Here is a 13691-nt window from a genome sequence, read left to right as displayed (position 1 = left end):
ATTGTGCCACTGGGCGATCGGCCGGCGCCGGTCCGCCGTGAACAGCNGCCTGCTGCGGGTTCGATTCCGCGCACAAGCGGTCCCACCACAACGGCAGGATCCTGTCGTCGCGCCGCTGCCAATATGCGGGCACCAGCGGCATGTTGTCCCGGGACGCCATGAGTCAATTATCCGGCAAGGGGGTGCTCGCACGAGGGCGTGGCCACGTGCGTTTGGGGAGCGGACAGCGATACATGGCAGTCGTCGTACTTTGGGCGTCAAGCCATGGTGATTTCGACAGGCTCAATCACCGGCGGGCGGCGAGTGACGATTTCGACGGGCTCAATCACCGGGGGGCCTCGACAAGCTCGACCACCGCCCCCTTTGCGTACCGACCGATCCAGTGGATAGTGGACTGATCAGTCCAAAACACGCAGAAGGGCCACCAAAATGGTCATCGCCGGACTCGTGCTCGCCGGCATCGCGGCACTGATCCACGTCTACATCTTCTACCTGGAGTCCGTGGCCTGGACGAGCGACAAGACGCGGGCCATCTTCGGACTCGCCAGCCGCGACCAGGCCGAGGCCACGAAGCAGATGGCGTTCAACCAGGGTTTCTACAACCTGTTCCTGGCCGTCGCGATCGCCCTCGGCATCGTCTTCTTCGCCTTGAGTCACACTGCCATCGGCGCCACGCTCGTCTTCACCGGCGCCGGATCGATGGTCGCCGCTGGCCTGGTCCTGCTGCTGTCCGCGCCGTCGAAGGCGTCCGCCGCGCTCACGCAACTCGTCCCGCCGCTGCTGGGCATCATCGCCCTGGCCATCGGCCTGTAACCATTCCGGAGGAATCCATGACCACCAGCACCCAGATCCAGCTCGCCGCCCGCCCCGCCGGCTGGCCCACCCCCGCGGATTTCGCCACGGTGCAGGTCGAGTACGGCGACCTTGAACCCGGGCAGGTCCGCGTGGCCAACGAGTTCATCTCCGTCGACCCCTACATGCGCGGGCGCATGAGCGACGCCAGGAGCTACGCCCCGCCGTACGCGCTAGGCGCGACCATGACCGGCGGCGCGATCGGGCGCGTGGTCGAATCCACCAGCGCCGACCTGCCCGTCGGCGCCGTCGTCCTGCACCAGTTCGGCTGGCGCGACGTGGTCCAGGAGGACGCCGCCCGCTTCCGGGCCGTCCCGGAACTGCCCGGCGTGCCGCTCTCGCTGTACCTGGGCGTCCTCGGCATGACCGGCCTCACCGCCTACGTGGGCCTGACGGCGATCGCCGGGCTCAAGGCCGGCGACACCGTGTTCGTCTCCGGCGCGGCCGGGGCCGTCGGCACCGCGGCCGGCCAGATCGCCCGCCTGCTCGGGGCGGGCCGGGTGATCGGCTCGGCCGGGTCCGACGACAAGGTGGCGCTGCTGACCGGCAAGTACGGCTACGACGCCGCCTTCAACTACAAGTCCGCCCCCGTGCGCCGGCAACTCCACACGGCGGCGCCCGGCGGCGTCGACGTGTTCTTCGACAACGTGGGCGGGGACCACCTGCAGGCCGCGCTGTCGGTGATGAACGACGGCGGCCGGGTCGCCTTGTGTGGGGCGATCGCCGGGTACAACGCCACCGAGAAGACCCCCGGCCCCTATAACATGGCGAACCTGATCACCCGGGGCCTGACGCTCAAGGGCTTCACGGTCGGCAACTACCAGGGCCATGCCCCCGAGTTCAACCGGCTCATGACCGGCTGGTTCACCGAGGGCAAGATCGCCTACGACGAGACCGTCGTGGATGGGATCGAGCACGCCGTGGACGCGTTCCTGTCCATGATGCACGGGGGCAACACGGGGAAGATGGTGGTGCGGATCTGAGGGTGGTCGCGCTTGTAGAGACCTGGTGATTTCGAGGCTCAATCGCCGGATTTCGACGGGCTGGATTTCGACAAGCTCAATCACCGGGTCTCGACGGGCTGGATTTCGACAAGCTCAATCACCGGAGGCAATGGCCGTTCCCGGGTCGATTGGGGGAGAGGAACACTGGATCCGACGCCTCGGAGGGCGAGTACCGTGAGGGCGTCTCGCCCCGCGGTCCTTACAGCCAACAATGTCCTCGCCGGCGCCGTCGGCGTTCCCTCCCACTCGTGGCGGTGCGTTTCTTTTCCGGGACTGTCGTTCCGCGGGTACTTTCCGTCCTAACTGTAAACAGATATGATCTACCTATATACAGTTAGGAGCAATTGACGTGACTGCGTTGGCAGCTACTGCAGTCTTCACGCTCGAAGACGCCCGCGCGCTCGGCCTGCGAAAGGATCGGGTCTACCGCATGGTCGCCTCCGGCGAGATTGAGCGTGTGGGGCGTGGCGTATACGTTCAGCCTGGGATGATCGATCCCACCACTACATCGTTGGCCGCGGCCACCGCCATGCAACCTGCGGCGACCATGTGCCTGACCAGCGCGCTGGTCTACCATGACCTCAGTGACGCCATTCCATTCGGTGCTGACATTGCTCTGCCGCGTGGTACTCGCCACCCTGCTGGGTTCGAGCATGTCGCCTGGCACAGCTTCGACGAGGCGACCTTCGAGGTGGGGCGAACGCCGATGGCTGCCGGGCCGGATCTGGAGCTAGCGGTCTATTCGGCCGAGCGGACCATTGTCGACTGCTTCCGCCTCATGCATCTAGAGGGCAGCGACGTGGCACACACCGCCCTGCGCCGATGGGTTGCACAGAGGGGGAACTCGCCGTCGTCGTTATTGCAAGTCGCAGCTTCATTCCCCAAGGCGCTCCCACGGCTCCGCCACGCTTTGGAGGTGCTGCTGTAACCCCGTCTGGACCCACCCACGAGACGCTGGCCGGGCGGGCGTACAACGACTTGCGCAACCTTGCCAAGCGCGACGGTCGCGATCCCGTCGATTACATCACGCTGTATGCGCTTGAAGGTTTCCTCGCCCGGCTCGCTGACTCGGACGACTCGGCGGACTTCGTCCTCAAGGGTGGTGTCCTGATGGCCGCGTTCGCCGGGCGCCGACCAACCAGGGATATCGACCTCGCAGCATCCGGGTTCCCCCATGATGTCGAGGATGTCGTACGGCGGGTGAAGGCCTTCGCTGCGCTCGACCACGGGGACGGCCTCATTTTCGACCCCGACTCGGTCTCCGGGGCCGTGACCCGTGACGAAGACGCATACTCCGGCGTGCGAGTCAAGCTGACGCCAGCTTTGGCTACTGCCCGAATCGCCCTGCATGTTGACGTGAACTTCGGCGACCCGATCTGGCCCGCGGCCGTCGACACCGAGCTACCGCTGCTCCTCGGCGGCACCTTGCGAATACGAGGCTATCCCGACCATATGGTGTTGGCTGAGAAGATCGTCACGGCCATCGACCGGGGCGATCAGAACACGCGTTGGCGCGACTTTGTAGACATTGTCGCCATCACTGACGCGCGAAGCGTGAGGCAGGAGGACGTCGCAGTGGCCATTGAGAAGGTTGCCGCATTTCGTCGCGTCCCCACGGGTCCACTTGCAGTCGTCCTCAGCGGCATGGCCGAGCATGCGCAGTCCAAGTGGATGACGTGGCGACGCAAGCAACGGCTCGAAATGGCGACACCGGAGCGATTCCAAGAACTGATCGACCGGTGCATCGTATTTGCCGATCCCGTGCTCGGCGGCAGTGCAGACGGCTTCGTGTGGTCGTGCGAGCGGAAGGCCTGGATCCCACCCCTCTGATCCGCTCGGCCAAGTGGTCCCCGCGGCTTCGTCGGGCCGTGATAATCGGGATGGTCCAGCAACCACTGCGTCCTTCGTACTTCAAGCACGAAGGACGCATGCTTGCGCTGCCATGCCACACGGGTGGTCATGGATGGTGGTGCGGGTCTGACGGTGGTCGAGCTTGCGAGCAGTGGGAGCCGCTGGGGAGCGAGACCTGGTGATTTCGACAAGCTCAATCACCGGGTCTCGGCGGGCTCGCGCGTCATGCGCGCTGTCCGACCGCATCCGCTTGGCGTAACGTGATGTCTATACACTTCGTATATTGGCCCAGCGAGGAGGTCCCGTGCAAACCATCCAAGATGAGCTCGCCCGCATATTCGCTGATCGCGAGCTGAACCGGATCGATCAGCTGCGTGTCTGTAGCGAGGCCCGAAGGCAAGGGCTGACCCAGATGGAAATCGCCCGGTACTTGTCCATTTCCCAGCCGGAAGTCCATCGCATTCTGCGTAGGATTGAAAACTTCCCAGCTCTCCTCGACCGCACGCCCCGGGAGGTGATACTCGACTTCCACGCCGAGAGGATCGGTCATGAGGAGATGATGCAGACCCTGAAGGGCTGGCCGTACACGTTCTCCAGTGACGCCGAACCGGCAAACCCTCTCGGCGCCCTGACCGGCGGAAGCTGGGATGACATCACCGATGCCGTCCAGAGGGACCTGATCGACCTAGAGGACTACCAAGAGATCGTGCAGGCCGTCCATCCGACGGCTGCATAGATGGACAACCCGGTCCTTCGGCAGGTGGCCGCGGAACTGGACCAACTGACCGCGCCCGGGGCGGAATTGCACCGGTACTCCGCGCTGGCCACGTTCGACCCCCAGAAACCCGTTAGCCTTGACCGGCTTCGTTTTCAGCGTCGACTCCTGGACGAAATCCTGGCAGAGGGTGCCGGCAATGTGGAAACCGGTGGATTGGCGGCCGTGGTCGTGACCGCCGGACCGCCCGGCGCCGGGAAGTCGACGTTTGTACAGAACCTGAGTCTCGATGGGCCGGGGTGGCGGGTAATCGATGCAGACGCGATAAAGGTGACGTTGCTGGACGCGGCCACTAGAGATGGCATCTTCGCGTCTGTGTTGTCACGGACGCTTGTGGATGGGCACCCCCTCATGATCAACGAACTGTCAACTTTGGTGCACAACGAGAGCGTCTTCCTGGCAGATCGTTTGATCGAACGCTGCCTGGAGGCGCGCGAGAATGTCGTGATCGAAGGGACGCTTTCATGGACTGGACTCCCCGCGCGCTATCTTCAACTGCTTGAGGCCCATGACTACGGCGACGTCACCCTGCTGGACGTCGAAGTGGACCGTGCTACGGCGATGGACCACGTCTACACCCGTTGGGCGGACGGACGTGTTGCTGCAATCAACGGGGTCGCCAACGGTGGTGGCCGGTTCACGCCCCGCGAGGCCATCGCATCGATCTACGACGCGGACGGGAGATACAGCATCTGCAACCGGAATGCCGTCGATTTTTTCAACAGCCCGGGCGCTTCGGGTTTCGACTCCATTGAGCTGGTTGTTTGCGCCGGACCGGACATCGGTGACGAGCGTCGATACCGTCGTCTGGTCGGGGAGTACCGCGATTCCGCCCGGGATACCTCAAAGACGACGTTCCGGGGCGGCTTCAGACAGATGGCGACGCAAAGGATCGTCGGGCCGACGCACCGTGAACCGCGAACAGGTGCCAGTCGGCGGGGACCACCTGCAGGCCGCGTTGTCGGTGATGAACGACGGCGGCCGCGTCGCCTTGTGTGGGGCGATCGCCGAGGGCAAGATCGCCTACGACGAGACCGTGGTGGACGGGATCGAGCATGCCGTGGATGCGTTCTTGTCCATGATGCACGGGGACAACACGGGGAAGATGGTGGTGCGGATCTGACGGTGATTTCGACAAGCTCAATCACCGGGGCTCGACGGGCTGGATTTCGACAAGCTCAATCACCCGGGGGCGGCGGGCAGTCGCGCGCGAGGTGAGTTCCGCCGTCGTACGTGCCAAGCCCCGGCGCAAGGCCGATTGGGACACCGGATCTATCACTTTGGCCACCCTGTTGCGGTAGCCTCCTGGGCGCCTGTGTGCGCATTTCGCTGGATGGCCCGCACTGCCCCGGCCGACCGGGCTTGCTGGTCCGACGTGGCGTGGGTGGGGTGGCCTCCCGGGAGGCCACCCCACCCACGCCACGTCGGTATCCGGGGGATCCTAGGCGTGGAGTGAGGCAGCTTCTTCGAGTTTTTGACCCTTGGTTTCGGGGGCCATGAAGTAGCTTGCGCCGGCCCCGACCAGTGCGATGCCGGCGGCGATCCACATGGTCCCCGAGAGTCCCAGGTGGGTCAGTGCCAGGGGCGTCGCGAAGGTACCGATGGCGGCGCCGATGCGGCTGGTTCCGGTGCACAGGCCCACCGCGGTGGCACGAACCGTCGTGGGGAACAGCTCGTTGGGGTAAATCCATTCCAGGATGGAGGGCCCGCCATTGAAGATGGCGTAGAAGGCGAACGCGAGGGCGATCAAGGCCAGGGGTGCGTTCGGGAAGACGGCCAGGAACATGAGCCCCACGCCGGAGAGGACGAATCCCCAAATGAGGACCGGACGGCGGCCGAGCTTGTCCACGACCAGGAGGGCAACGATGTTGCCAACGAGGAAGAACAGGTTGATCAGGCCATAGCCGATATTGGCTTCCGCGCCGGATTGGAGGTTGAAAAGGGCCAGTATCTGGGGTCCGAAGGCGTAGATGGAGAACAAGGTCACGATGGTGCAGGTCCAGAAGATGGAGATGAAGACGACCCGGTGCAAATATCCGCCGGTCAGGACCAGCCTGAAGGCTTTCTTGGTGCTCAGTTGGCCTGCGTTGGGGTCATGTGCGGTGATCCCGTCGAGTGTGGCTCCCTCGCCGATGGTTTTGCGCAGGATTTCCAGGGCCTCCTGATGGCGTCCCTTGCCGACGAGCCAGTGCGGGGATTCCGGGATGGTGGCGCGGGCAATGAGGATCAGTACGGCCGGCACTGCCGAGGACAGCAGCATCCAGCGCCATCCGTCCTCGAGGGAAAGCAGCCAGTATCCAACGAAGGCCGCGACGGTGGCCCCGACGAACCACATGGCGTTCAGGCCGCCCAGGAGGCGGGCCCGCCAGTTCGCGGGGACGAATTCGGCGACCAGGGCGGTGGCGATCGGGTAGTCGGCCCCGACGGCGACGCCGATGAGCAGCCGCAGGACGAACAGCTGCCAGGGCTCGTTGACAAAGAACTGGGCGACCGAGAGGACGATGATCGCGACCAGATCGATGGTGTACATCAGTTTGCGGCCGATTTTGTCGGTGATGTTTCCGAAAATCAGGCCGCCCAGGAAGACGCCGATCAGCGCGGATGCACCAATGAGTCCGGTCCACCAGTCATTCATCTTCCAGCTGGGAATGATCTGGACCAGTGCGATGCCAATGATCGCCAGGATGTAGCCATCAAGGAAGGGGCCACCGGAACTGAAGAGGGTCAGGCGTTTGTGGAACGAGTTAAGCGGGGCTGAATCGATTGTCACTTGGGAGGCGGGGGCGGGTGCCTGGGAGAGCATGATGGTTCCGATCTGAACAAGGGGAAAACGACGGTGGTAACCCAACAGATCCGTGACCGTTGTCCGGTTACGCTGTTACGGCTGCGACGGCATCGATCTCGATGCGTTTCTCGCCCCGGAAGCGTGCAACCTGCACGGTGGTCCGGGGAGGCAGGGGGCGGCCGCTGAGCCGGGTGAGGTAAGCGGCGTTGTAGTCCTCAAACTCGTCCAGGTCCGCGAGGTAGACCGTGAGTTTGAGGAGGCTGGACAAATCTGATTGCGCGGCCACCAGGGCCTGCTCCAGATTGTCGAAGGCCTGCGCGACTTGGCCTGCAATGTCCGCAGGGCACGAGCCGTCGGGGCGGGTGGGAACCTGGCCACAGAGGAAAACCAGGCCGTTCATGGCGGCCGAGGCCGAGTAGGGGCGGGGGTTGCCGTCGGAGAACTGGGTGCGGACGATGGTGCTCATTGGTCCGTCGCCAGGTACTTCCGGGACAACTGATACATCCGACGCCATTCGTCTTCACGCACTTTCAGGGGTTTCGCAGGGATGCGGATGTCTTGCGGAGCCAGCCCGGTGGTCCCCGGAACGACGATCACGACTGTTTCGGGCCCGGTTGCCCGTGGGAGCAGCAACGCGGCGATGGCTTCGGAGGGTATTTCATTGGTGGAGCAGACAGCACCGTTCCGAACGGTCAGGTATTCGGTGCCGTTGGTCGTGGTGATTGCGATGATGCGTTGCAGGCTGGCTGTTCGACGGAGGAGTAGGTCGTTCCAAAGCTTGCGCGGGATGCCCGGGGCCGTGGTGCGCGCAACTCGCACTTCGGCGGCCGGTCCGTCGGCAGCCAGGTCCATCAGCTGGAGCGCTGTCCTCAGCCCCGGTTGCCCCGGGCAGCAGACCTCGCGGACAGTGACGCCGGCCCATGACGTGGACTTGGCACTGGCGCGGTGCATCGGCTGTGCCCAGTCCGCATCGAGTAGCTGCTCCAGGAGGGCGAGTCCGTCCTGCGTGTCGGCTTCGGCGCGCAGCACGGCCAGGGCACCCTCCTGGGCCTCGGCAGGGTCTGCCCCCGCGGCGGAGAGGGCCCGAAAGGCCGACTCCGTGATTTCCCGTGGCTGGACGGATGTGAGGGCGGCGCTTCGGACGCTGTGGGCGTCGTCGAGCACGGTGATGGTGTCAGACATGAGCGAGCTCCTTCGTGTTGTCCATGACCTCGGCGAACAGGCGGCTCCAGTTTCCGCCCAGGACGGCGACGACGCTGTCATCATTGAGGCCCGCGGCGACGAGCCCGTCGGTGAGCCGGGGAAAATCCTGGGGCCCGGTGAACCAGTTCGGCCAGGTGGGCCAAGTCGGCGAATTTTGGGCGTCGGTGGGTTGCCAGCGGCCATTGCGGAGCCAGCCGACGAATTCCTGACCCCAACCGCGGGTGCAGTCGCTGCCGATGCCGATGTGTGCCGGCCCGTACTGATCCACCATGCGCGAGACCATGGTGCAGAAGCCGTCGACGGTGACATGTTCGCCGCCGCTGACGGTGGGGTAGAGGCAGCATCCGATGACGCCACCGCGGTCCACGAGCGGTTGGATCACGTCGTGGGGTTTGTTCCTGGGGGTGTCGAAGAACCAGAGCGGATTGGAGTGGGTGATCGCTACGGGCACGGACGAGGCCTCGATGGCGTCGCGACTCGTCCGGTAGCCGACGTGGGAGAGGTCAATGAGCATCCCTACCCGGTTCATTTCTTCCACCACCACCCGGCCGTACCGGGTCAGCCCGGCATCCGTGGATTCGAAGCATCCGCCGCCGATGAGGTTCTGGTTGTTGTAGGTCAGTTGCGCTATGCGTACGCCGAGGCGGTGGAAGACTTCCACATACCGGTAGTCGTCTTCAAAGGGACTGCCGTTCTGGAATCCGAGAAAGACCGCGATCTTGTTTTGCCGCTTGGCGACTTCGATGTCGGAGCCATGGGTGGCGAGGAACACCAGGTCCGGATTGCGGTTGGCCAGTTCAAGCCATTGGCCGATGGACCGTATCGTGTCGTTGGCGTTTTCCCAGACGGCACAGGTGGCGTTGACGGCGCTGACACCCCCCGTGCGCAGTTCCTCCAGGACCGGCCGGCTCCAATTGCTGATCTGGAGCCCGTCGACGATGGTTGCGTGCTGGTGCAAGCTCATTGCTCCGACCCTTCCGGTGCCACGGGGAACAGCCAGTCGTCGTCGTCGGTTCCGTGGTTGATGTCTGCGACGCGTGGTGCACCGCTGAACAGGGTGACCCGAACCCAGTCCGTTGATTGGGGGCTGAAGTTGTTCATGCCGTAAGTGGCCAGCTGGAAGCGCTGGGTGCTCAGGGGCAGGAACTCGGCGTCGAGGAGGTTGTCCCGAACTTCACCGTAAAAGAGGGGCTGGGTCTGTTGGATCCGCCCGGCGGCAAACCGGTGGTCAGGGTGGGCAAGGAGGAAATCAGCCACGCTGAGGTGTGACGGGAACCGTTCCAAATCGACGGCGAGGGCGTTGATTCGGCGTGCTACGTCGGTGCAGTGCTCAACCGTGCCGGCGGCCCGATCTGTTCGCAGTGCCCGCCGGGGTTCTTCGTTGGCCGCGGACGAGTACCAGTAGTAGCTGGCGCGCTCCGGCACGGCGAAGTCATAGCTTCGGGCCCAGCCGTAGTTCTGGTCCAAAAGGTGCTGCAGTTCATGGCAGCGCATGGCGGGGTCGAACGGTGTGGAGTCCGTCATGGTGAGCAGGGCCTCAGCCTCTTCATCGAAGTCGGCTCGGAGCTCGATGACGATGGAGGCAAAGATGCCGCGAACTTCCGGGCTGAGACCGGCCGCTCGTTCATGCATCCGCGCCAGCACGGGAGCAGGCTCCTGCCCGGAGACCATGAAGGACTGGAGCTCTCCCAGCAGCTGCTGAAGTTGGGGCCTGATCAGTTCCGTCGGCAGGAACGGGACTGTCTTGAGCCCGTTCTTTTCTGCCAGATGCCGGTCTGCCTTGACAAGGAGTTCAGCGACGCGGCCCAGGTCCGGGTGGTCGGGTGCGTAGCGGGGGGTGAGCCCTGCGGCGAGGGGAATCTCCCGGAGCCGGCACCAGGCGTCGAGATAGTCGGGGTGATTGATGACAAAGGGGACCATCCCCAGGCCGGTGGCGTTGCCCAAACCGAAGTATCTGCCCCAGCCCCCGTCCAGGGGTACGGCGATGGTACCGGCTGCCGCGGCTTTGGCCCGGGCGACGTGCTCAACCATGTCCATGCTGAGTTCGCGCAGCAGCCAGGCCGCGAGCATCTGGGAACGGTAGGGGACGGACAGCGGATGACCTGCCGGGATGTTGGCGAGTTCCTTGAGCCCGAATTTGCCGTTGCCGTAGAACGCGGTGCTGCGAATCAGGTAAGGGCTGGGTCCGATCTTACCGACGTCGGGCTGGGATCCCGTGGACAGGCAGTCGCTGACATAGTCGAAAAAGCGTGCGCTGCGGTTGGCCCGGGTCATGATGATCGTTTCCGGATCCACGCGGCCGCGCTCCTGGACCGGGACGTTACGGCGAAGGTCAGCTTCGCGCTCCGGGGTGAGTTCGCCGTCCACGAGGGCGGCGGTGATGTCCCAGGCGTTTGCGATGACCCGGTCGGTGCGTTCGCTTTCCTCCAGAGTCCGGCAGAAGGCGATGAAGTTCAGTTCGCGGCCCTCGGCGTTAACGGTGTACACGGCGGTGCCCCGGCCCTGCGCATCGAGATCCAGGCGTGTCCTGGCAACGGTCCAACGATGTGCGGCTGCCCGGCGGAGCATCGTGCGTGCAAAACTGTGGCGGGTGCCCCAGGCGCCGTTCATGTCGGTCCCGGAGAGCACTTCCTCGGGGGACCGGAGTTCACACATGGTTTGTTCGTCCTGAAGAGTCATGATCATGCCTTCTCGGGGGCCAGGCGCAGGTAGGCGGTCTTTTCGTGCGTGAAGAACGCCGCGGCGACGGCGCTGTTCTGCTCCCGGGGACCGGCAAACGTTGAATCCTTCATGCCGCCGAAGGGTGCGTGCAGTTCGGACCCCGTGGAGGGGGCGTTGACTTTGACCAGGCCCGCCTCCAGATAGGTGACGCACCGGCGGGCGGCGCGCTCATCGCTGGTGAAAACGGCGGCGGTGAGTCCAAAGGCCGTATTGTTTGCCAGCGCGATCGCCTCATCCAGGGTGGCCGCATGCAGGACGGTGGCGACGGGGCCGAAAACCTCCTCCTGGCAGATGGACATGGACTGCGGCCCGGTCAGCAGGGTGGGAGGGACGTAGTATCCGTCGCCGGCTGGTGTCGCGGCCTGGGCCAGGATTTCGCCGCCTTCGGCCAACGACTGGCTGATTGCTGCGATGATTTCATCTCGCGCCGAAGCCGAGACAACGGGGCCGATCTGGACCGCCGGATCCGTGCCGGGTCCCAGAACCAGGGCCGAGACCTTGTCCTTCACCCTCGACAGGAACGCCTCGTGCCCATCTCCGACCAGGATGATACGCCGCGTGGCGGTGCACTTCTGGCCCGTGGAGCCCATCGCGGCGCTGACGACGCTGCTGGCGGCCAGTTCGACGTCGGCGTCGGCAAGGACGAGCGTTGCGTTGTGGCCGCCGAGTTCGAGCTGCAATTTGGCTCCGCGGCCGCAAACAATGCTCCGGATGTGGTGGCCGACAGGAACCGATCCGGTGAACGTCACGCCGGCCACCATCGGATGGGAAACCAGCTCGGAGCCCAGCGGGCCCGGGCCCAGGAGCAGGTTCACGACGCCGGCCGGAACACCGGCCGCGGCCAGGATGTCCATGAGCAGGACGGAGACCCCGGGCGTGTGGCTGGCTGATTTCCACACCACCGTGTTGCCATGCAGGAGTGCCGGTGCGATTTTCCAGGCCGGGATCTGCAGCGGGAAGTTCCAGGGGGTGATCACGCCGACGATGCCCAACGGCCTGCGGACTGTGAGGATCCGTTCGTCGGGATGACTGGACGGGTATTCGGTACCCACGGGATTCCGGGCCGACCCGCCATGGTAGTCGAACGTATCGGCGGAGGCGTCAACTTCCATCCGGGACTCCGCCATGGTTTTGCCGTGTTCGGCCGTCATGACCGCGGCGATCTCTTCGGCTCGTTCGCGGATCCGTGCCGCGGCGGCGGACAGGATCCGGCCCCGGGCCAGAATGCCCAGATCGTCCCACGCCCTGGCCGCGGCGGCAGCCGACCGGATCGCCTGCTCCAGCTCCGCTGAACCGGCTTGGCGGTAGCTGGTGACCGTCTCCTCCGGTGCGGCCGGGTTGCAGCGGGACACGGCCGCTCCGGACCCCTCAACCCAGGTGCCGTTGATGAAACTGCTGGCGGGCTTGGTCAATACGGGCATTGCCTATCCTCTGTTCCGTGCCGATCTATGACTTTCCTCACAACCAACGGTAGACCCCGGAAACCCCGCACTGAAGTATCTATTTCGCGTGGACCAATATTCAACTAGTCTTGGTTCCATGAGCCTGAGACGTCTGGAACTCTTCGTTGCCGTCGCGGAGGAACTGCACTTCAACCGGGCCGCGGAGCGCCTGCACATGGCCCAGCCGCCGCTGAGCCAGCAGATCCGCAAGCTCGAAGAGGAATACAAGGTCCAACTGTTTGTCCGCAACTCGCGCAATGTTCAGCTCACCAGCGAGGGCGAGTTGCTTCTGAAACACGCCAGAAAGGTACTGAGCCAATACAGCGCCATGACGGCGGCGCTGCGACAGGCGCGCAACGGCGAAATCGGCCGGCTCCGGCTTGGCTTCGTCTCCTCGGCCGCCATCTCCGCCGTGCCGCCGGTGGTCCGACATCTCCGTTCGCAGTGGCCCGGAATCGAGCTCGAACTGCGAGAAGAAACCACGGACGCACAAATTGACCTCATCATGGCCGGAGCCCTGGATGCAGGAATCGCCCGGGAAGTCCAAGACGCCCCCGGGGTCGATACGACGCTGCTGCAAAACGAGCGCCTCATCGTGGCCGTCGCCGCGGACCACCACCTGGCGTCCCGTACATCGGTGGGACTTGCAGAGCTCCGGGGGGAAAAGTTCATCGCATTCCCCCGGGACCGGATTTCACGGCTTTTCGACCACATCTCCGCACTGTTCCACGCCGTCGACGTCGACTTCAACATAGTCCAACACGCCGTCCAGTTCCCCACCATCCTCGGGCTGGTGGCGGCCCACCTCGGCATCGCCGTTGTGCCGGCGTCCTTGCGAGCGTTCGCCATCCCCGGCCTGGCGTACCTGAAGATCGACGACGTCAATGCCATATCCCGCGTCAGCTTGATCTACAGCAAGGACATGTCCGATTCGCTGCTCGTCGCCAAGGTCCGGGACGCCTGCCTCCAGACGATGGGAACCCCCGGGTCGGAGTAGCAAGCGCCGCGGTGACCCCGCCATTTCATGCTAGGGCGCCACGGCGCATGTGCCCGGGCAG

12 protein-coding genes and 2 pseudogenes are annotated in these 13691 nt (G+C 64.6%); 8 read left to right on the top strand and 6 right to left on the bottom strand.

Annotation, left to right across the window (positions count from 1 at the left end; genetic code table 11):
- Nucleotides 1–429: 429 nt before the first annotated feature.
- The 7 genes and pseudogenes from EJC77_RS11245 to EJC77_RS21080 all read left to right on the top strand — a co-directional run.
- On the top strand, nucleotides 430–813 hold the full coding sequence (locus EJC77_RS11245; RefSeq protein ID WP_125612646.1) for a DUF1304 domain-containing protein: 384 nt from the start codon (nucleotides 430–432) through the stop codon (nucleotides 811–813).
- Nucleotides 814–830: 17 nt separating this feature from the next.
- Nucleotides 831–1835 carry an NADP-dependent oxidoreductase gene (locus EJC77_RS11240; protein ID WP_125612644.1) on the top strand — a complete coding sequence of 335 codons (1005 nt, stop codon included), beginning with the start codon at nucleotides 831–833 and terminating at the stop codon, nucleotides 1833–1835.
- Nucleotides 1836–2205: 370 nt separating this feature from the next.
- The gene (locus tag EJC77_RS11235; protein WP_240630142.1) at nucleotides 2206–2784 is read left to right on the top strand and encodes a type IV toxin-antitoxin system AbiEi family antitoxin domain-containing protein; all 579 of its coding nucleotides are present in this window, start codon (nucleotides 2206–2208) and stop codon (nucleotides 2782–2784) included.
- Nucleotides 2785–2834: 50 nt separating this feature from the next.
- A complete protein-coding gene (locus EJC77_RS11230; protein ID WP_240630138.1) occupies nucleotides 2835–3686 on the top strand; it encodes a nucleotidyl transferase AbiEii/AbiGii toxin family protein in 852 nt (283 codons plus the stop codon).
- Nucleotides 3687–4011: 325 nt separating this feature from the next.
- Nucleotides 4012–4443 (top strand): MarR family transcriptional regulator, encoded by a 432-nt coding sequence (locus tag EJC77_RS11225; protein WP_125612638.1) that lies wholly within the window; start codon nucleotides 4012–4014, stop codon nucleotides 4441–4443.
- Nucleotides 4444–5139 (top strand): annotated as a pseudogene (locus EJC77_RS21085) (AAA family ATPase); the annotation flags it as partial.
- Nucleotides 5140–5413: 274 nt separating this feature from the next.
- Nucleotides 5414–5605, top strand: a pseudogene (locus EJC77_RS21080) (NADP-dependent oxidoreductase); the annotation flags it as partial.
- Between the two features lie 318 nt (nucleotides 5606–5923).
- On the opposite strand, the gene EJC77_RS11215 reads toward EJC77_RS21080, so the two are convergent.
- The 6 genes from EJC77_RS11215 to EJC77_RS11190 form a co-directional block, all read right to left on the bottom strand.
- Nucleotides 5924–7252 carry an MFS transporter gene (locus tag EJC77_RS11215; protein WP_205787175.1) on the bottom strand — a complete coding sequence of 443 codons (1329 nt, stop codon included), beginning with the start codon at nucleotides 7250–7252 and terminating at the stop codon, nucleotides 5924–5926.
- 100 nt (nucleotides 7253–7352) lie between these two features.
- Complete coding sequence (locus EJC77_RS11210; RefSeq protein ID WP_125612632.1) at nucleotides 7353–7733, bottom strand: RidA family protein; 381 nt, start codon at nucleotides 7731–7733, stop codon at nucleotides 7353–7355.
- On the bottom strand, nucleotides 7730–8449 hold the full coding sequence (locus tag EJC77_RS11205; protein WP_125612630.1) for a hypothetical protein: 720 nt from the start codon (nucleotides 8447–8449) through the stop codon (nucleotides 7730–7732). Before EJC77_RS11205 ends, EJC77_RS11210 begins: the two co-directional genes overlap by 4 nt.
- On the bottom strand, nucleotides 8442–9434 hold the full coding sequence (locus tag EJC77_RS11200; protein WP_125612628.1) for a membrane dipeptidase: 993 nt from the start codon (nucleotides 9432–9434) through the stop codon (nucleotides 8442–8444). Before EJC77_RS11200 ends, EJC77_RS11205 begins: the two co-directional genes overlap by 8 nt.
- Nucleotides 9431–11149, bottom strand: coding sequence for a hypothetical protein (locus EJC77_RS11195; protein ID WP_205787173.1), 1719 nt, complete (start codon nucleotides 11147–11149; stop codon nucleotides 9431–9433). Before EJC77_RS11195 ends, EJC77_RS11200 begins: the two co-directional genes overlap by 4 nt.
- Nucleotides 11150–11151: 2 nt before the next feature.
- Complete coding sequence (locus tag EJC77_RS11190) at nucleotides 11152–12612, bottom strand: aldehyde dehydrogenase family protein (protein WP_125612624.1); 1461 nt, start codon at nucleotides 12610–12612, stop codon at nucleotides 11152–11154.
- A 118-nt stretch (nucleotides 12613–12730) separates the two neighbouring features.
- Between EJC77_RS11190 and EJC77_RS11185 the strand changes: the two genes are divergently transcribed.
- Entirely contained in the window at nucleotides 12731–13630 is a 900-nt protein-coding gene (locus tag EJC77_RS11185) for a LysR family transcriptional regulator (RefSeq protein ID WP_125612622.1), read from the top strand.
- The last annotated feature ends 61 nt before the right edge of the window (nucleotides 13631–13691 follow it).

This window comes from Specibacter cremeus (genome assembly GCF_003946885.1).
Taxonomy (GTDB): Bacteria; Actinomycetota; Actinomycetes; order Actinomycetales; family Micrococcaceae; genus Specibacter; species Specibacter cremeus.
Note: the sequence above shows the minus strand (reverse complement) of the source record. Positions and strands in the feature narration are given on the sequence as shown.

Bases quoted from the DNA above. Each gene is read 5' to 3' on its own strand.
- EJC77_RS11210 (WP_125612632.1), bottom strand. From the start codon at position 7,733: ATGAGCACCATCGTCCGCACCCAGTTCTCCGACGGCAACCCCCGCCCC.
- EJC77_RS11190 (WP_125612624.1), bottom strand. From the start codon at position 12,612: ATGCCCGTATTGACCAAGCCCGCCAGCAGTTTCATCAACGGCACCTGG.
- EJC77_RS11240 (WP_125612644.1), top strand. From the start codon at position 831: ATGACCACCAGCACCCAGATCCAGCTCGCCGCCCGCCCCGCCGGCTGG.
- EJC77_RS11195 (WP_205787173.1), bottom strand. From the start codon at position 11,149: ATGACTCTTCAGGACGAACAAACCATGTGTGAACTCCGGTCCCCCGAG.
- EJC77_RS11245 (WP_125612646.1), top strand. From the start codon at position 430: ATGGTCATCGCCGGACTCGTGCTCGCCGGCATCGCGGCACTGATCCAC.
- EJC77_RS11185 (WP_125612622.1), top strand. From the start codon at position 12,731: ATGAGCCTGAGACGTCTGGAACTCTTCGTTGCCGTCGCGGAGGAACTG.
- EJC77_RS11205 (WP_125612630.1), bottom strand. From the start codon at position 8,449: ATGTCTGACACCATCACCGTGCTCGACGACGCCCACAGCGTCCGAAGC.
- EJC77_RS11200 (WP_125612628.1), bottom strand. From the start codon at position 9,434: ATGAGCTTGCACCAGCACGCAACCATCGTCGACGGGCTCCAGATCAGC.